Raw genomic sequence first — 18699 nt, forward strand, 5'->3', positions numbered from 1 at the left:
TTTTTCAATTATATCACAAAGTTAGCGCTATCCAAGTGGGAATAAACTTGCTAAAATGGACATAGAATGAAGGAGGTTTTTTAATGATTCACACGATTACTTTAGGCACATACACACGACGCATTAGTCAAGGTATTTATCAAATTGAGTTAGATACTTCAACGGAGACATTAAACAACTTAACATTAGTAACAGAAGAAACCAGCCCTACCTACCTTACGAAGAGTAAGCAGCAGACCCTATATTCTGTGACCAGTCGCGAGGGAAAAGGCGGACTTTCCAGTTATGATTCTCAAAATAAATTTTTGAATGCAGCCACAGAAGAAGGCGCTGCCCCTTGCTATGTTGCGGTAGACGAAGCCCGTAAATTAGTATACGGCGCAAATTACCATAAAGGTGCATTGAACACATATAAAATTCAACCTGACGGTTCACTTGAAGCAGCAGCGTCTCTTTCCCATAAAGAACCAACAGGCCCTCATAAAAATCAAGACAAGGCACATACCCACTACACAGATTTGACACCGGATCAACGTCTAGCTGTGTGTGACCTAGGTACTGACCGTGTCTATACGTATGATGTTAGTGTAGCCGGTGAGGTTGAAGAAGTTGCTGTTTACGTTGCGGAGCCTGGAACGGGACCGCGTCATTTGGTATTCCATCCTAATAAAGCTATTGCCTATCTTTTTGGTGAATTGGACAGCAGTGTTAGTGTCTTGTCCTACGATGAAACTGATGGCAGCTTTACTCAAAAACAAAAAGTTTCCACCTTACCACAAGATTTTGATGGTGAAAATGGTGGAGCAGCTATTCGGGTTTCTAATGATGGACGTTTCTTATACGCATCAAATCGTGGTCACAACTCTATTGCAGCCTTCGCGATCGCAGAGGATGGCTTAAGCGTTGAGACTATCCAAATCATTTCTACTGAAGGTGATTTCCCTAGAGATTTCGCTTTGAGCCCAGATGATGCCTATGTTGTCGCAGCAAATCAGAACAGCGACAATCTAACTCTTTACCGTCGTGATAAAGAAACCGGTTTATTGACAATGATTCAAAAGGATGTTTTTGCTCCGGAAGCTGTTTGTGTGTATTTCGGGTAGAAAGGAAATGATTATGGACAAAGAAGCAGTGATTGAACGATTAAAAAAAGATCTGGATCTGCCTAATTTTAAGGGGCGGTTAGAAGAGAAAGAGTATACAGAGGAAGAGTATCAAAAAATCAAGAATGATTTAAACGATTACTTTGAAAATTATGTAAGAAACATCGAGAATTAACATTTTAAAAAAGGCTGACCAAAAGTGAGTTTCACTTTAGGATCAGCCTTCTTTTTATTTAATGAATAACATCGTTTCGATTATCTAGTAAAATATTCGCTACGTACGCATTCATACTTACTCAATGAAGCTGAGGCACATCGGATACACTGCTAAAAGCAGAACTCGCAGCTATCTCATTTTGAAGGATTCATTTTTGAAGACCACAAAAAATGATTCTGATTTTCGTTGCGCATACGATTCTGCTAAACTACACAAATTCTTATAGTCTTAAAAACTCAATGATTATCATTCACATCGGATAAACTGCTAAAAGCAGAACTCGCAGCTACCTCATTTTGAAGGATTCATTTTTGAAGACCACAAAAAATGATTCTGATTTTCGTTTCGCATACGATTCTGCTAAACTACACAAATTCTTATAGTCTTAAAAACTCAGTGATTATCATTCACATCAGATAAACTGCTAAAAGCAGAACTCGCAGCTATCTCATTTTGAAGGATTCATTTTTCGAAGACCGCAAAAAATGATTCTGATTTTCGTTTCGCATATCATCCAACTAAACTTCTTGTTCCAAGACTCCTTAAAAAAATAATCCCACTCATACTTTAACAAACTGTGAAAAGTTGGACTGACAAAAAAAGCACCGATCGGCAAATCGGTGCTAAAGGAGTATTACCTAAATGCAATGAAAAAGAAAAGGTTGTTATTGGTTATGAATTAATCATACCTGATCTTTCCCTATTTGTATTTAAAATAACGTTATAAGAAAATTAGAAAACCTTTGTTCTATTTGAATTTTGGCTTGTTACCTATTTCAATAACAAATTCGTGATTTTTTGAATTGTTTTGTAGATCGTATCCGTTGCAGCATCTTGTTTTTTTTCAGCTGCATTAAAGGCTTCCTCATTTACTTCCGGTAATAGGCTGTCTGTCATTTCTTGGCAGCCAGCGACATATTGAATATAGGCTTTTTCGAAGCTTTTATGATTTCCCATCACTTTTGCTGGTGCTTTCAGCAGACCTATTTTTTCTAAATTTAATTGGTAAAATTGTGTTCCTTCTTTAAAAAGTTCATGGATTTCAGATAAACGTTCTTGATCAAAATCAGCTATTTTCTTTTCATCTAAAGCCGTACGTATTTCCTCATAGCTTGGGTGTAGACGTTCTCCCATTTTTTCTGTATTTTGGACAATTTCATTAATTTCTCTAGCGTAAAACCCTGTATTAGGTCGCATTCATTTCTTCCTACTTTCTATCTTTTAATACTTTCATTTTACCGATTTTCGAACAAGATGCAAAGCTGCCTAGAAAATATTAAGAAATGACTTCATTTTTACTTTAATTGATGATACCGTTAAAGGAACAATTATTTCTTAGGAGGCATGTTTATGGATAAGATCATTCGAAAATGGCGGCTAGAGGATGCGAAAGATTTAGCGGGAATGTTAAGCAATAAGAAAATTCAAGACAACTTACGCGATGGCCTTCCTTATCCTTACACTGAGAAAGACGCACAAGCATTTATTCAAGACATGCTAGCGGCTGACTCAACCAAAACTTTTGCATTTGCGATAATTAACGATGAAAACAAAGCCATCGGCAGTATTGGTGCTTTTCGATGTGAGAACATCCATCGTCAAACGGCTGAGATGGGCTATTATTTAGCAGAAGAGTACTGGGGCAAAGGAATTGCTACGGAAGCTGTGAAACAGCTGGCAGGTCATGTATTTAATCAAACAGACATCATGCGTATTTTCGCCGAACCTTTTTCAACAAACAGAGGCTCTTGTCGCGTATTAGAAAAAAGCGGTTTTCAATTTGAGGGAACGTTAAGAAAGAATGCCGTCAAAAACGGTGAAATCAAAGACATGCAGATGTATGCCTTAATCAAATAAAAAACCTTCGCATCTCGGTTAATTGATCGAGATGCGAAGGATTCTTTTTTTACTTATCTTTTTGTGCTCCTCGTTGGAAAGCTTTTACGATTTCAACGATTGGAATAATCGCAAAGGATGCACCGATGACGATGCCCCATTGATAAAGATCAAGATGAGCTACTCGGAAGATATCATTCAATCCAGGAACGACGATGATCACCATCATCAATACGAAGGAAAGTAAGATCGCCCAGTTGAAGCTCTTGTTGCGGAAAGGTCCTACTTTAAATAAGGATTGATGAACTGATTTCACGTTAAATGCGTGGAATAGCTGCATCAGACCTAACGTAGCAAAGGCCATTGTCAACGCATCTGAATGAATCTCTCCATAGCTGGTATGAACGGGCCATTGAATTGCGGACCAGTAAACAAACAATACAGTAGCGGCTTCTAAGATTCCTTGATAGATAATACTAGAGAAGACCCCGCCTGAGAACAGGTTCGAACTACGGCCACGAGGTTTGTGCTGCATCAAATCTTTTTCAGCTGGTTCCATACCTAAAGCAATTGCTGGGAATGTGTCAGTTACCAAGTTGATCCATAACAAGTGGATAGGTAACAAGGTGTCCCAACCAAGCAATGTTGCGATAAACAAGGTCAACACTTCACCCAAGTTGGCAGCCAATAAATATTGAACTGCTTTTTGGATATTTGAGAAGACCTTTCGTCCTTCTTCAACAGCGACTACGATTGTGGCAAAGTTATCATCCGCAAGGACCATATCAGAAGCACCCTTAGAAACTTCTGTCCCTGTGATTCCCATACCGATACCGATATCTGCCTGTTTCAAGGCAGGAGCATCATTGACACCATCACCGGTCATGGCAACGACTTTTCCTTCTTTTTGCCACGCTTTGACGATTCGAACTTTATGCTCCGGAGAAACACGGGCATAAACAGAATAATGTTCAACTTTTTGAGCAAACTCTTCGTCAGTCATTTCATTTAGTTGAGCACCCGTCAATACAGAGTCATCATCGCCCTTTTCAATGATCCCTAAACGAGCAGCAATAGCTTCCGCTGTATCTTTGTGGTCCCCTGTGATCATGATTGGGCGGACCCCAGCTTCTTTCGCTACACGTACCGCTTCAGCTGCTTCCGCACGTTCTGGGTCGATCATGCCGACTAGCCCAGCAAAAATCAGATCATTTTCAATGATTTCAGATTCCAGTTCAGCAGGAACCTGATCAACATACTTATAGGCCATTCCTAAGACACGCAAAGCTTGCTGCGCCATGTCTTTATTATTGGCTAAAATATCTTGTTTTTCCTTGTCCGTCATTGGTACAACTTGACCATTTAACAGAATTTGTGTTGCACGATCCAATAAAACATCCGGTGCTCCTTTAACAGCCACCAGTATCTTCCCGTCTTTTTCTTCGTGTAAAGTACTCATCAATTTACGATCTGAGTCGAAAGGTAATTCACCAACCCGAGGTTCCTCGGCTACCTTTTCACGAACATCAAAATGATTATTCAACCCAAATTGGACAAGCGCCGTTTCAGTCGGATCACCAATCAAACTGCCATCTTGAGCAATTTTAGTATCATTCGCATAGTTCATGACCTTCATCGCCATGCTGTCACTAGGAACTTCGCCGTTTGCTTCATACTGATGATTATCTACATATAATTTTTCAACAGTCATTTGATTCAAGGTCAACGTCCCTGTTTTATCTGAAGCGATAATATCTGTTGAACCTAAAGTTTCAACTGCTGGTAATTTACGAATGACAGAGTTACGTTTAGCCATTACTTGTGTTCCTAAAGCAAGGATGATCGTAACGATCGCAGGTAATCCTTCTGGGATCGCCGCAACGGCCAATGAGATCGACGTCAATAACATATCGACCCAAGAAGTGTTGTTAAAGACTGTTCCTACGAAAAACATCACTACCGCAATGATAATAATTGCAAACGTCAAGAATTTACCTAATTGATTCAAGTTATTCTTAAGCGGTGTTTCAGTCTCGTCCGCTTGTGCCAACATTCCAGCGATTTTTCCTACTTCGGTATTCATTCCGGTGTTGACAACGACACCTTTACCACGACCATAGGTGACGTTGCTATTTGAGTAAGCCATATTCACACGATCACCAATGCCGACTTCGCCTTCATCGATCACGATGAGCTCTTTTTCAACGGGGACAGATTCACCAGTTAAGGCCGCTTCTTCAATCTTTAATGAAGCAACCTCAATCAAACGCAGATCCGCTGGTACCACATCTCCGGCTTCCAGCATAACGATATCCCCAGGAACAAGATCTGTTGATTTTACTGAACTTGTGTGTCCATCCCGTAAGACATTTGCATTCGGTGTAGACATTTCACGCAGCGCTTCAATCGCTTGTTCTGCCTTAGATTCTTGTACCACACCCATTACGGCATTAATAATAACAACAGCTAGAATAATGATCGAGTCGACTACCTCATGTGAGACGACTGCGGAAATAACCGCTGCAAATAGTAAAACAATGATCATTAAGTCCTTGAATTGCTCCAAGAAGCGGGCGAGCATACTTTTCTTTTCACCCTCTTCTAGTTCATTCAAACCATATTCATTCAGGCGTTTTTCTGCTTCTGCAGATGTCAGCCCTTCTTCTGTTGTTTGAACTTCTGCTAAAACCTGTTCTTTTTCTTCCGAATAAAAAGGCTTTATCAGTTGTTGTTTTTTCTCCTCTGACATTCTTATCCTCCTTAATATAGTGTTCCTTTCGGGAGTAAAAAAAATAGACTTGTGTATGCGAAAAGACACATACATAAGTCTCACTATTTAAGACAACACCAGAAAAATATTTTTTTCTTGCTGGTGGCGTTGCCACAGCTTGCGCTGCTAGTTACTCCCTCATGAATACAAAACGAATTATAGCATGAGAAAAGGCGGGAATACAATCACTACTTTTAAAATAATCGATTGTAAGAGCTTCCACTAGAGACTTTTGGTCCAAAAATCTTCAGCTGTTCCTTGTTCCATGCCCATTATAAACTTTTCCCGTATATCTGGGTAGTTTTTAGCAAGGTTCGTCACCAAGTTTTTTATTTCTTCACGCTTTGTTTTCTTATCCACAGGACAAGGATTAAAAATGACTGGTAATTCTTCACGTTTCACAAGTCGAATGATTTGTTTTTCTTCAAGATAGATCATGGGGCGGATTAGGGTCACGTTTGTCTTGGTCAGATAACTTTTTGGTTCAAAGCTGTTCATTCGTCCGTGAAACAAAAAATTCATAAAGTATGTTTCGATTGCATCATCCACGTGATGACCTAATGCTACTTTTTGACAGCCTAACTCACTGGCTCGATTATATAAAATCCCTCTGCGAAGCTTTGCGCACAAGGAACAAGGTGATTTTTCTTCTCGGATATCAAAAACAACCTTTGCGATATTCGTAGGCACAATTTCTAGTGGATAGCCCAAACTTTCCACAAACTCCTTCATAGGGGTGATATCACAGCCATCAAACCCCATATCAAGAGAAATTGGAATCAATTCAAAGTCAAAACCTAAACGCCCTTGTCTCCGAATTCGATCCAATAAATAAAGTAAGGTGGTACTATCCTTCCCACCGCTCATGCCAATCGCCACTTTATCGCCAGGCTCGATCATCTGGTGATTCAAGATAGCGCGGCGCAAAGGATTGTAATAGCTCTGATTGTCTTTCTTTTTAAATCCCATACTTACTCCTTTAGCTCTTTACTCAAAAAAATTTTGTTTTAAACTATACTGCTTGCCAGCAGTGATATCATACTGGATCATTTGATAGTCTTGATACAACTTTTCTTGCTTCTTATTTAAACGAGCTTCTTTGAACCATTGCCCGCTTTGATAATACATGCCCTTTTCAAAGGCCGGCAGCTCCTTTTGTAAAGAGACTAATAGGGTTTGAAACCCGGTCATTTGAATTCTTCCCTGCTGAAAAAGATCCGCCGCAAAATAAAATGGACTCGTTGTAACCTGCTGATTATTTAGCTGATGGCGATTGTCATACATTAAGAATTCTGTCTCATGCAATAAATGCCTTTGATTTTCTTCTTGTACTGCAGCAGAGTAAATGCCCGGTAAATGATCACCCCAAAAAACAACCAGTGTTCGTTCAGGCAGTTCATCCAATCTTTCTAAAAAGGCCTTCAATGCCTCGCTGCTATACGCAATATCCTGCAGATAGCTTCTTACTGCTAAACTGTTGTCTCCTTGAACGACATAGGGCAGCTTATCGTATTTATTTTCGTAGGGCATATGCGTCTGCATCGTTACCAGATGTAAAAATTGCGGTTTATTCTTTTTTTCCAATTGATCAAAAATTTCTTGGTAAGCAGCTTCGTCAGAAATGTAAGGATTGTTTTCGATCTTATCCGTATGTTTCATCGTACTTTCATCTAGGAATTGGTCAAAGCCAAACGTTTGATAGACGTCCTTCCGCTTGTACATGGATGTATTGTAGGGATGAATCGCAGTGGTTTCATAGCCACGTTTTTTTAAGGTACTCACTAATGAAGGAAACGTTTGAAATTCTGGAACTAACATTGTATAGGGAGTCGTCATCTGCGCGTTAAAGAGCTCCATAGAAAATCCGGTCAACGCCTCAAACTCAATATTAGCGGTCCCGCCCCCATAATTCTGCGACAACATTTGTCCGCTATATGTTTTGTCTGCGACTGCTCGATAGTCCTGTAATGGATCTCCTCCGTACACTTCCAAGCCCTTTAAGCGTGCTGGATCAGAAAAGCTCTCACTCATGACATAAACGATGTTTGGTTTTTCAATATCCTCTTCATTTTGCTTCGCTTCATAGGTTTCCGTAACTTTTTTTACAGCCGCTTCTGAATAATTCTCTGGCTTTTCCATCGCATCTACTGGTAGATTGTATAAGAAACCGCCCATAAATCCTGTATTATAGTAATTCATTTTTTGACTGTAGGGAATCCATAAGGCGGTTTTATTATACGCCTTTCGCAATAAATTCCCTTGTTGGTTAAACCCGCCAATATATAGCAACAGCATACTTGTTAAAAGAAAAAATCCCAATCGAATCCATTGTTTTTTCTTCTTCAGCTTTAAACTTTTCTTTATGCTGAAGATGACTAAAACTACACCGGCTGTTAGTAGCAACAAAAATAGAAGGAATATTGGCACTCCAACCATATCCCGAATCATTCCAAATTCTGTGATCATTTTAAGATCATCGGGATAAATGGGTTCCATTCGATACTTCATTTTCAGATAATTGGCTATTCCAACACCAATCACTGCTAATGTATAAAATACGCTGCCTGCTTTTAATGAACCTAAAAAACTACTAAGCCATCCGTAAAAAATCAGTAAGACAAAACAACCTAAAAAGAATTTTTCGGTATGCCAAGAAAAGGCGAATTTAAAGGCTAAATCAAAAGAGAAATCATTCTGAGTCAGCTGAAAAAAAAGATTTGAAACAAGAATCAAACCAAACACACCGATTCCTTTTAGAAATTGGCGCCATGGAAGTTTTCGAAATTTTTGCATAGCTCTCTCCTATTCATGAACACCTAAATATTTTAGCGAGAAAACTATGGAAAGTAAAGAATACCTATACATCTCTCCCTTAAACAGATAGTTATTTAAAATTTGATACTTTGAAAGATTCTACTCTCTATTTTTTGTATGAGTCAAAAAAACCTAGTGAAGCTTGTTCTCCACTAGGTCTTAGTCATCATTTATTTCCAAAAGTCATCAAAAATAGTGATTGGTAAATGACGTTTGTGCTGGGTCTTGTTCCACCAATTTTCAATGGTTTCCTGCGCTTTTGAATCAATCTCTTTTCCTTCTAGATAATCATCGATATCATCATAAGTCACGCCCAACGCTACTTCGTCCGCAATCAGAGGTTTCCCGTCTTCTAAGTCGGCAGTAGGCACCTTCGTATATAAGGCTTCGTCCGCTCCAAGTTCTTTCAACAACATTTTTCCTTGTCGTTTATTCAAACGGAACAACGGTAAAATGTCTGCCCCGCCATCACCGAATTTTGTAAAGAAGCCTGTAATGTTTTCAGCGGCATGATCCGTTCCGATAACCGCCCCTTGATTATCTCCAGCAATCCCATATTGTGTAATCATTCGTTGACGCGCTTTGATATTGCCCTTGTTGAAATCACTGATGGAAACACCCGCTTCTTCTAAAGCGGCTACTTCTGCATCAACGGCTCCTTTGATATTCACGCTTAGACTAACATCTGGTTGAATAAACGCTAGCGCTCTTTTCGCGTCTGCTTCGTCGGCTTGGGCGCCATAAGGCAAACGTACAGCGATAAACTTGTAGTTTTCATCGCCTGTCTCTTGACGCATTTCTTCCATCGTAAGTTGTGCTAAACGACCGGCCAATGAAGAGTCTTGCCCACCGCTGATCCCTAAGACAAATGTTTTTAAAAATGGGTATTTTTTTAAGTAAGCTTTTAAGAATTCAACGCTCTTACGAATTTCTTCTTTCGGGTCGATGGTTGGCTTGGTTCCTAATTCATTAATAATGTCTTCTTGCAACGTCATAAAACGTCCACTCCTTTAATCTTCTTGTTCTGTTTGTACCACAGATTTACGTACTTGGTCCATAATTTTGTTCTTATGATTCCAACACTCCGTAGAAAGATCGACTGGATATTTTTGCGGATTCAAGTCACGTTTGTATTCTTCCCATAACGAATCAAGGCTTTCTTTCGCCGTTTGCTTCACCGTTTCTAAATCAGGAAGTTCATAGATTCGTTTTCCATCTACAAAGATATCTTTGAGAACCGGACGTGCTTCAAAATTTTTCACTGTTTTATTGATATAAGGATAGACTGGATGGAACATATAGATTTCTTTTTCTTCTCGTGGATCTTCGTCCCATAGCGTTACATAGTCTCCTTCTGATTTCCCATCAGATTTACGTGTAATTCGCCAAACCTGTTTTTTCCCAGGCGTCGTTACTTTTTCTGCATTACTGGAAAGTTTAATGGTGTCTACCATTTCTCCCTTTTCATTTTCAATTGAGACCAATTTGAAAACTGCACCTAACGCTGGTTGATCATACGCTGTAATTAACTTTGTACCAACACCCCAGACATCGATTTTCGCGTGCTGCATTTTCAAGTTTAAAATCGTACTTTCATCTAGATCATTTGAAGCATAAATTTTCGCGTCTGGAAATCCAGCCTCATCCAGTTGTTGGCGTACTCGTTTTGAGATATAAGCCATATCCCCGCTATCGATTCGGACACCTAAGAAATTGATCTTATCGCCCATTTCCCGTGCTACTCTAATCGCGCTTGGCACTCCTGATTTGATCGTGTCATACGTATCGACTAAGAAGACACAGTCTCGATGTGTTTCTGCATATGCCTTAAACCCGTCATAGTCATTACCATAGGACTGAATCAATGAATGAGCATGCGTTCCACTATCTGGAATACCGAAAATCTTTCCAGCTCGTACATTACTGGTAGCATCTGCACCGCCAATATAAGCTGCTCGTGTACCCCAGAGTGCAGCGTCTAATTCTTGCGCACGTCGTGTACCGAATTCCAATAATGGATCCTCACCGATAACTGATTTGATTCGAGCGGCTTTGGTCGCGATCAAGGTTTGAAAGTTCACAATATTTAAAAGTGCCGTTTCAACTAGCTGGCATTGTAATAAAGGCCCTTCTACTTGAATAATCGGTTCGTTACTAAATACCAGTTCGCCTTCTATGGCAGAACGAACAGTACAAGTAAACTCGAATTCCCGCAAATAATTAATAAAATCTGCTGGGTATTCCTCTACCTCCGACAGGTAGGCTAGATCGCTCTCACTGAATGATAGTTTCTCCAAGTACTTAACTAGACGCTCTAATCCAGCAAAGATGACATAACCGTTATCGAACGGCATATTACGGAAGTAACACTCAAAGACGGCATGAAGATCCGCTCGACCCGTCTCCCAATAAGTTTTCATCATATTGATCTGATAAAGGTCCGTATGAAGTGTCAAACTGTCATCTTCGTACAACTTTTTCATAGTCATGCTCCTCATTTTGTTTTTAGTAGTTTAAACTATTTCTCTCATTATATCACAAGAGTTCTGAGGGAGTAGCTTTTGCTCCCTGCTAATCCGTGAATTTTTTATCATAGATTGTTTATTTGATAAAAAAAAGAAAGACACGCGGTCTTTCTTTCATCAATTATTCTGTTGGTACTTTGTACTCTATTGCTATGATGTCCTTATAGGTTTCTTTAGGACGCAAACCAGCTTCCATGATTTGTTTTTTATAGCCTACATTCACGGTTACATCTTCACGGTCCACCTTCAATAGTCGGTGAATGATTGTGTCGACCTCTTGATGACTGATCTTTCGTTTGCGATTTAACAATAGCAAATCAATCGTATCAAATCGGTCAGCGTAAATGATTTTTGTGCGATCATACGCATATAATTTAAGAAGCTTCACAGCTTGGCGCTTATCAAAAAAGTATTTCGTTAGATTAGGATATAGTGTTTCCAAGTTAACATTGCTATTTAATGGGGTCTCAATTAATTTCATTCAACAATCTCCTATTCTATTTATTTTAGTCGAAATGACTGACTTTAATTCTTAACATTGACTATTTTACCATAATGATCGATTGTTTTTTTAAGGAATAAAAAAAATTTACAAAAAAGAAAAAAATCCTGAGACAGCCGCCTCAGGATTACTTTTACTGCATGACATATTCTACTTGTACTGTTTTTTGAACACTTTCCGCGGCCAGTTTACCAGAAGTCAATGCCCAAGCATTATTGGCCCCTGATGGAGAGTCGCTTCCCATTACGCCGCCCACTAATTCACCTGCTGCGTAAAGCCCTTCAATCGCTTGATCGTTGCGATTCAAGACCTGTAACTGTCCGTTTGCGACTAGACCACCCATCGTTGTCGCAAAACGCGGTTTTTGTTCAATCATATAATAAGGACCTTCACCAACTTTTTCTTGTAAAAACTCCAATTGACGACCAAAATCTCCATCCTTTTGTTTTTCCACCCAGCCATTATATCGAGCCACGGTGTCTACTAGACTATCATGTTCCATTCCCGCTTTTTCAGCTAGCTCTGTTAACGTGTCCGCTCGGAAGATTTGTGGGGTTTCTTCTTCGTTTTCGATCCAACGTTCCAAATCTTCTCTTGTAATACCGCCTTCTTCTACGGCTTCAGTAAAGATTTCGAAGCGTTCAGCATCCATCAATAGGAATAACATTTGCGGATCTTGCTGTAAGAGCACTTCTAGAATTTTCTTATTGCTGGCACGTTCATTGATTACCCGTTTTCCAGCAGTATTTACTAGCAATCCGTTCCGTTTCAACACTTCAATGTTCCCGCCGATAGTTGATTTTGCATACCCTTGAGAAACTTCCACACCATTCGGGTAAATCTTTCCATACTCCATCAGACGTGTCGCCGCGTTCAACTCAGGTGTTGTAGTCATTAATATGCCATCACCTGTAGAGGACTTGGTCCCATAAAAGAGAATATTATTCAATTCAGAGCTCAACAGGTTCGGATTGTTCCCATAGCCGCCAGTTGTAAGAATGACTGCTTGCGCATGGATATTGTGCCGCTTACCAGTATCTTCAACAGCCGTTAAGCCAGTCACTTTGCCGTTTCCATCCGTTAGCAATTGTTCTGCTTTTGTTTGCAGATAAATCGTTACATTGCTTCTTTCCAATGCCTTTCTAGCACTAGCCGCAAACCCATGTCCGCCATCTTCATATGCCAGCTCACGATTCTTACGATATTCTGCTAAAGTATGCAGCCCGTTTTTCATATCGTATTCGACACCCATATATTCGTGAACCCAATCAGTCGTTTCACCAACATTTTCAGCTAAAGTGGATAAAAGCTCAGGGACATTTAAGCCACTACCATTAGCTAAGAAATCTTCTATCATGCATTCCGCTGTGTCATCACAAACGCCTGCTGCCGCTTGCAGCTTGGAGCCCATAACCACTTGATTCCCGCCACTGATAGAGATTGCTCCACCAACAAAGCTTAATTTTTCTAACAGAATCGTTTTTAAGCCCATCTGATCTGCTCTTAACGCCGCAGAAATCCCTGCTGCCCCAGAACCAACAATTACTACGTCTGCTTTTTCTTCTACAACCTCTTTGGACCATTGAACCGTTGGTTTTGGTCGAGCCTTCAACACTTCTGAACTAGCCCCAGCCATTTCTACTGCTTCAGCCACGCCGTCAATCAATCCTTGACTAGATGCAGAAGCTCCAGAGATTACGTCCACATTCAGTGTTTGACCGTCTATGATTTGTTGTGGCAAGCGAATGAACACCTGATCGGATAACCCTTCTGATTCATTGCTTTGATCTGCTTCGATTTTTTCAATCCGTTCTTCTGAAAAGGTCACATTCATCGCAAGCTCGCTATTGTGGCCTTTCGCCTCAACCGTATAAGTACCAGGTTTGAAGGTTAGTTTCACTTTTTGTAATTCTTTCAATCGTTCATGTTTCCGTTTCTCTTCTTCTGGATCAATAACCATATAGGCCATGAAATCCCATAAAGGAGTCGGAATTAATAATTTTCTTTGGGCATTCACATGGGCATAATCAATCACCTCTACACCGTCTTTGATCATGTTTACCCAGTTTGGTTCAATCAGGAATCCTTTGCCGACTGCTAATAGATCATAGCCTAATTTCAACGCATCTTCCGCGTCTGCTCGTTGGAGGATAGACCCCACACCCATGATCGGAATCTGTGCCAACGCAGGTGAGCGTTGCGCTAGATATTTCGTAATCAGCGGCTCCGGATCATCCGAATCAACGATTGAAGGACGCGTATAGGCTCCCATTGAAAAATGGAAATAATCTGGATGCAACTCTGCAAGCGTATTCAATAAAAACATCGTATCTTCAAAATGGATGCCCGGCTCTTCTAACTCTTCTGGTGAAAAGCGATAACCGATGATAAAGTTTTCTGCTTTTTGTTCTTCTGCTACTCGCTGCACTTCTTTCATGACCTCTAAGGGGAATTTCGCCCGTTTTTCACGGCTGCCGCCCCATTGGTCTTCTCTTCGATTTGAATGAGGAGAAAAGAATTGCTGTAAAATGAAGGTGTTGGCTCCATGAATCTCCACACCGTCAAAACCAGCTTCGATTGCACGGCGTGTGGCATCGCCAAACATCGTAATCATTTCTAAGATTTGTTCCTCTGTCATTTCACGAGGGACAGGAGCATTGGGACGCAAAGCTGCGACTGGACTTGCAGAAATGGGTGTTGCGCCACCATTGATTTCCGGCCAAGCCATCCGACCAGCGTGATAAATCTGCATGATCGCCTTTGAACCCTTTGATTTAATAGCTGTTGCCAATTCTGTCAAACCAGCAACTTTTTTATCTGTATCAACACCTAATGCGCCGGGAAATCCGCGTCCTTTGTCTTCCACAAAGCAGCTTTCAACAATAACTGCCGCCGCATCCCCAGAGCGAAACGCGTAATAATCAATGATTTGCTGTGTGATCTCTCCATCATAAAAGGCCGATTGCGTCGTCATTGGCGACATAAACAAACGATTCTTAAAACTTGCTCCGGATGCTAATGGAATCTCATCAAATAAATTTCTTAACATATGGTTCTCCTTTCAAAATGAACGCCTACTCATCAAAAAGCTCTCGTTATGTAACAAAATTCACATGTGCGGTCAAATGATTAACAAAGGACTTTTTCAGTCAATTCTTCTTTTGTACCTGCTGTTTCATTTGCATTAGTTTTTTTCTTGATAATTTATGAACAAGGAAGTATATTTCCTTCTTACGCTCATTGTAAGAAATTTAATCGATAAATTCCAATAGTTTATTTACATAAAATATATAAATAGTATTTATGATTACAAAACGGCTCTCGATTCTTTTTGTGAACACAAAAAGACCGTGACAAAAGTCACGGTCTTCATCTTTTAAGCAACGAGTAATTATAGAAGAACTTCTATCTTACATCATGCCGCCCATCATTGAAGGGTCCATTGCTGGAGCAGCTGCTGCGCCACCTTCAACTGGTTTGTCAGCAACAACGGCTTCAGTAGTTAATAATAATGCTGAAACAGATGCTGCGTTTTGTAAAGCTGAACGAGTAACCTTCGTTGGGTCAACGATACCCGCATCAATCATATTTACATATTCGCCAGAAGCAGCGTTGAATCCAGTGCCACGGTCAGCATTTTTCAGTTTATCAATGATTACTGATCCTTCGAAACCAGCATTTTCAGCAATTTGACGAACAGGTTCTTCTAAAGCACGTACAACAATCTTGATCCCTGTCGCTACATCGCCTTCAGCATCTAAATCAGACACTTTCTTGATCACGTTTACTAAGGCTGTACCACCACCAGAAACAATACCTTCTTCAACAGCGGCACGCGTAGAGTTCAACGCGTCTTCAATGCGTAGTTTCAATTCTTTCAATTCCGTTTCAGTAGCTGCGCCGACTTTCACTACCGCTACTCCACCAGCAAGCTTAGCTAAACGTTCTTGTAATTTTTCACGATCAAAATCAGAAGTTGTTTCACCAATTTGGCGTTTGATCATTTCAACACGGTCAGTCAAAGCAGATTTATCGCCAGCACCTTCAACAATTGTTGTATTGTCTTTATCAACGACAACTTTACCAGCAGTACCTAAGTTTTCGATTGTTGCTTCTTTAAGATCTAAGCCTAGGTCTTCTGTGATCACTGTTGCACCAGTTAAAATGGCGATATCTTCAAGCATTGCTTTGCGGCGATCCCCAAAACCAGGAGCTTTAACAGCAACAACGTTAAAGGTACCACGGATTTTGTTTAATACTAATGTTGGTAATGCTTCACCATCTACATCATCAGCGATGATTAATAATGAACGAGATTGTTGTAGGACTTGTTCTAACAATGGCAAGATATCTTGAATGTTCGAAATTTTCTTGTCAGTAATCAAGATGTATGGATTCTCTAAAGCAGCTTCCATCTTATCATTGTCTGTTACCATGTATTGAGACAAGTAGCCGCGATCAAATTGCATTCCTTCAACGACATCTAATTCTGTATCGATCCCTTTTGATTCTTCAATAGTAATAACACCGTCGTTGCCAACTTTTTCCATTGCTTCAGCAATCAGTTTACCAACTTCTTCACTACCTGAAGAAACTGCAGCAACTTGTGCGATCGCATCTTTTGAATCTACTTCTTTAGAAATGCTGTGTAGTTCTTCAACTGCCGCTTTTGTAGCCAATTCAATCCCGCGACGAATGCCCATTGGGTTCGCACCAGCAGTAACGTTTTTCAAGCCTTCACGAACGATTGCTTGTGTAAGAACTGTTGCAGTCGTTGTTCCATCACCAGCGATATCGTTTGTTTTAGAAGCAACTTCAGAAACAAGTTTTGCGCCCATGTTTTCAAAATGATCATCTAATTCGATGTCTTTTGCGATGGTCACACCGTCATTTGTAATTAATGGTGAACCATAAGATTTTTCTAAAACAACATTACGTCCTTTTGGCCCTAATGTTACTTTTACTGTATCTGCTAATTTGTCTACACCGCGAAGCATTGCTGCACGCGCATCTTCAGAAAATTTAATATCTTTTGCCATGATTCTTTCACCTCATTATTTTTTATTCAACGATTGCCATAATATCTTTTGCAGCGATAATTAAGTATTCACTGCCTTCATATTTCACTTCTGTACCAGCATATTTTTCAAACATTACCATATCACCAACAGCTACTGGCATTGGACTTTTTTGACTGTTTTCCAACACATTGCCTTCACCGACAGCCACAACTTTCGCTGTTTGTGGTTTCTCTTTTGCTGCAGAAGCTAAGACTAGGCCTCCAACTGTTTTTTCTTCTTCTTGAGTAACTTCAAGAATGACGCGATCACCTAATGGTTTTAACACAATAGATCCCTCCAACTAGTAATGATTTTTCAAATCGTTAGCACTCGATAACTAAGAGTGCTAACTCACAATTCTTATAATACCATTTTTGTTTCTTTTTGCAAGTCCTTCGTTTGCCTTTTTCTGATTTTTTATCTGGGAAGTTTTTCCTCAAAATGTGTTATACTTGGGAACAATAACTGTTTAGAAAGGAAAAACAATGAGCGAAAAAAAATATAGCTTTATAACCATCTTTACTTATGGATTGGTTCTGTTTTCTCCTATTGCTTTTTTACGTGTCTTTCAAGCAAATCCATCACAGATCATCCAATTGACGACACTGGCTTACTTTCTCGGTGCCGCATTAATGGTATTTTATCGTTTGAAATCACGCGTATTTGAGCTGGAGAAGCAACAAAAGAATTTTTTGATTACTCTTTTGATAGGAATCGTTGGCATTCCTGCATCATTACTCTTGCAAATGATTCTCTTACAAATTGAACAACGCTTCCTTGGACAATCGCTTTCTTCACAAAATACGCAAAATATCGTCCAATTGATTATGAACAATATGATTTTTATTTTAGCGACAACGATCGCTGGACCAATTATGGAGGAATTTGTTTTCCGCCGCGCCATCTTTGGCGCACTAGAAAAACGATTTGGTTTCTTCTTACCTGCACTGTTGAGTTCAGCACTATTCGCCTTTGCCCACAATGATGGTCACTATCTGCTATACGCCGGATTGGGCTTCTTGTTCTGCGGCATGTATCGCTATAGTGGACGTATTTGGACATCTATGATTACTCATGTAGGCATGAATCTCCTAGTGATTCTTACTCAATTAGCCCTTCAATCCTCGTAATGGATGATTCGAATTCTTTGCTATTTTATAAAAACCTCCTTAGACTAAAGGCAACACATAGTCTAAGGAGGTTTTTTAATGAAAATAGCCATTATCGGTGCCACCGGAAATGCTGGTTCTTTAATTTTGAACGAAGCGTCGAGTCGTGACCTAGCTGTTACTGCCATCGTAAGGCATCCAGAAAAGCTAAAGGTAAAGGTTCCAATTTTAGTGAAAGACTTATTCGAGCTTACTAAGAAGGATGTCGCATTTTTTGATGTAGTGATCGACGCTTTTCGTCCACCTAACGGGCAGGAGGAGCTTCATCAAACTTCTCTAAAACATCTCAGCACTATTTTACAAGGAACGGATACTCGCTTGATCGTTGTCGGCGGCGCCTCTTCTTTGTTTATCGATGAGAAGCACCGCATGATTGATGTCTCTGATCCTAAAGCTGTTTATTATCCAACCGCTTATAACATGTATCAAGCATTTATGGATTTAAGAGCTGCTCAGCAGTTAAACTGGACCTACATAAGTCCAGCGGCAAACTTTGTGCCAAACGGAGCACGCACCGGTCATTATCAAATCAGTGATGACCATTTACAAAAGAACGATGAAGGAAAAAGCGAGATCAGCATGGCTGATTACGCGATCGCAGTAATTGATGAAGTCATCGAACCTAGACATCTCAATCAGCACTTTAGCGTGTACAGTTGAGTCTTCTCAAAAAAATGGCAAGCCTGCTAAGACAGACTTGCCA

The 18699-nt window shown here is 40.0% G+C and carries 15 protein-coding genes; 5 read left to right on the top strand and 10 right to left on the bottom strand.

The features are described 5' to 3' along the window. The first annotated feature begins 83 nt into the window (after positions 1-83). Together IGI50_RS11320 and IGI50_RS11325 are read left to right on the top strand one after the other, a co-directional pair. Positions 84-1103 carry a lactonase family protein gene (locus IGI50_RS11320; protein WP_438776986.1) on the top strand — a complete coding sequence of 340 codons (1020 nt, stop codon included), beginning with the start codon at positions 84-86 and terminating at the stop codon, positions 1101-1103. Positions 1104-1110: 7 nt separating this feature from the next. Beyond that, a complete protein-coding gene (locus tag IGI50_RS11325; protein WP_438777604.1) occupies positions 1111-1278 on the top strand; it encodes a hypothetical protein in 168 nt (55 codons plus the stop codon). A gap of 813 nt (positions 1279-2091) precedes the next feature. Here the strand turns inward: IGI50_RS11325 and IGI50_RS11330 are convergent. Further along, on the bottom strand, positions 2092-2517 hold the full coding sequence (locus IGI50_RS11330; protein ID WP_010745774.1) for a hypothetical protein: 426 nt from the start codon (positions 2515-2517) through the stop codon (positions 2092-2094). 153 nt (positions 2518-2670) lie between these two features. On the opposite strand from IGI50_RS11330, the gene IGI50_RS11335 reads away from it, so the two are divergent. Then, positions 2671-3177, top strand: a complete 507-nt coding sequence (locus IGI50_RS11335) for a GNAT family N-acetyltransferase (protein ID WP_010745773.1) — start codon at positions 2671-2673, stop codon at positions 3175-3177. 49 nt (positions 3178-3226) lie between these two features. On the opposite strand, the gene IGI50_RS11340 is transcribed toward IGI50_RS11335, so the two are convergent. The 9 genes from IGI50_RS11340 to groES all read right to left on the bottom strand — a co-directional run bounded on the left by IGI50_RS11340 (position 3227) and on the right by groES (position 17113). Further along, entirely contained in the window at positions 3227-5905 is a 2679-nt protein-coding gene (locus IGI50_RS11340) for a calcium-translocating P-type ATPase, SERCA-type (RefSeq protein ID WP_010745772.1), read from the bottom strand. 243 nt (positions 5906-6148) lie between these two features. After that, entirely contained in the window at positions 6149-6895 is a 747-nt protein-coding gene (locus IGI50_RS11345) for a tRNA 2-thiocytidine biosynthesis TtcA family protein (RefSeq protein WP_438776987.1), read from the bottom strand. A gap of 18 nt (positions 6896-6913) precedes the next feature. Continuing rightward, on the bottom strand, positions 6914-8719 hold the full coding sequence (locus IGI50_RS11350; RefSeq protein WP_438776988.1) for an LTA synthase family protein: 1806 nt from the start codon (positions 8717-8719) through the stop codon (positions 6914-6916). A 191-nt stretch (positions 8720-8910) separates the two neighbouring features. Continuing rightward, complete coding sequence (gene nadE, locus IGI50_RS11355) at positions 8911-9735, bottom strand: ammonia-dependent NAD(+) synthetase (RefSeq protein ID WP_438776989.1); 825 nt, start codon at positions 9733-9735, stop codon at positions 8911-8913. Positions 9736-9750: 15 nt separating this feature from the next. Beyond that, positions 9751-11223 (bottom strand): nicotinate phosphoribosyltransferase, encoded by a 1473-nt coding sequence (locus tag IGI50_RS11360; RefSeq protein ID WP_010745768.1) that lies wholly within the window; start codon positions 11221-11223, stop codon positions 9751-9753. A gap of 163 nt (positions 11224-11386) precedes the next feature. Continuing rightward, positions 11387-11746, bottom strand: coding sequence for a DUF1827 family protein (locus IGI50_RS11365; RefSeq protein ID WP_438776990.1), 360 nt, complete (start codon positions 11744-11746; stop codon positions 11387-11389). A 154-nt stretch (positions 11747-11900) separates the two neighbouring features. Then, positions 11901-14816 carry an FAD-dependent oxidoreductase gene (locus IGI50_RS11370; RefSeq protein WP_438776991.1) on the bottom strand — a complete coding sequence of 972 codons (2916 nt, stop codon included), beginning with the start codon at positions 14814-14816 and terminating at the stop codon, positions 11901-11903. A 361-nt stretch (positions 14817-15177) separates the two neighbouring features. Further along, entirely contained in the window at positions 15178-16806 is a 1629-nt protein-coding gene (gene groL / locus IGI50_RS11375) for a chaperonin GroEL (protein ID WP_010745765.1), read from the bottom strand. 22 nt (positions 16807-16828) lie between these two features. After that, on the bottom strand, positions 16829-17113 hold the full coding sequence (groES, locus tag IGI50_RS11380) for a co-chaperone GroES (RefSeq protein ID WP_438776992.1): 285 nt from the start codon (positions 17111-17113) through the stop codon (positions 16829-16831). Positions 17114-17312: 199 nt separating this feature from the next. Here groES and IGI50_RS11385 point away from each other — a divergent pair, with 199 nt between their 5' ends. Together IGI50_RS11385 and IGI50_RS11390 are read left to right on the top strand one after the other, a co-directional pair. Continuing rightward, positions 17313-17957 (top strand): lysostaphin resistance A-like protein, encoded by a 645-nt coding sequence (locus IGI50_RS11385; protein WP_438776993.1) that lies wholly within the window; start codon positions 17313-17315, stop codon positions 17955-17957. A 78-nt stretch (positions 17958-18035) separates the two neighbouring features. Continuing rightward, entirely contained in the window at positions 18036-18656 is a 621-nt protein-coding gene (locus IGI50_RS11390; RefSeq protein ID WP_438776994.1) for an NAD(P)-dependent oxidoreductase, read from the top strand. Positions 18657-18699 lie beyond the last annotated feature (43 nt).

This window comes from Enterococcus sp. DIV0170 (assembly GCF_051710765.1).
In the GTDB taxonomy this organism is placed as follows: Bacteria; Bacillota; Bacilli; order Lactobacillales; family Enterococcaceae; genus Enterococcus_A; species Enterococcus_A raffinosus.

What these genes read in the sequence shown, in the direction of transcription:
- IGI50_RS11320 (WP_438776986.1), top strand. Translation starts at nt 84, where the DNA reads ATGATTCACACGATTACTTTAGGCACATACACACGACGCATTAGTCAA.
- IGI50_RS11325 (WP_438777604.1), top strand. Translation starts at nt 1,111, where the DNA reads ATGATTATGGACAAAGAAGCAGTGATTGAACGATTAAAAAAAGATCTG.
- IGI50_RS11330 (WP_010745774.1), bottom strand. Translation starts at nt 2,517, where the DNA reads ATGCGACCTAATACAGGGTTTTACGCTAGAGAAATTAATGAAATTGTC.
- IGI50_RS11335 (WP_010745773.1), top strand. Translation starts at nt 2,671, where the DNA reads ATGGATAAGATCATTCGAAAATGGCGGCTAGAGGATGCGAAAGATTTA.
- IGI50_RS11340 (WP_010745772.1), bottom strand. Translation starts at nt 5,905, where the DNA reads ATGTCAGAGGAGAAAAAACAACAACTGATAAAGCCTTTTTATTCGGAA.
- IGI50_RS11345 (WP_438776987.1), bottom strand. Translation starts at nt 6,895, where the DNA reads ATGGGATTTAAAAAGAAAGACAATCAGAGCTATTACAATCCTTTGCGC.
- IGI50_RS11350 (WP_438776988.1), bottom strand. Translation starts at nt 8,719, where the DNA reads ATGCAAAAATTTCGAAAACTTCCATGGCGCCAATTTCTAAAAGGAATC.
- nadE (WP_438776989.1), bottom strand. Translation starts at nt 9,735, where the DNA reads ATGACGTTGCAAGAAGACATTATTAATGAATTAGGAACCAAGCCAACC.
- IGI50_RS11360 (WP_010745768.1), bottom strand. Translation starts at nt 11,223, where the DNA reads ATGAAAAAGTTGTACGAAGATGACAGTTTGACACTTCATACGGACCTT.
- IGI50_RS11365 (WP_438776990.1), bottom strand. Translation starts at nt 11,746, where the DNA reads ATGAAATTAATTGAGACCCCATTAAATAGCAATGTTAACTTGGAAACA.
- IGI50_RS11370 (WP_438776991.1), bottom strand. Translation starts at nt 14,816, where the DNA reads ATGTTAAGAAATTTATTTGATGAGATTCCATTAGCATCCGGAGCAAGT.
- groL (WP_010745765.1), bottom strand. Translation starts at nt 16,806, where the DNA reads ATGGCAAAAGATATTAAATTTTCTGAAGATGCGCGTGCAGCAATGCTT.
- IGI50_RS11385 (WP_438776993.1), top strand. Translation starts at nt 17,313, where the DNA reads ATGAGCGAAAAAAAATATAGCTTTATAACCATCTTTACTTATGGATTG.
- IGI50_RS11390 (WP_438776994.1), top strand. Translation starts at nt 18,036, where the DNA reads ATGAAAATAGCCATTATCGGTGCCACCGGAAATGCTGGTTCTTTAATT.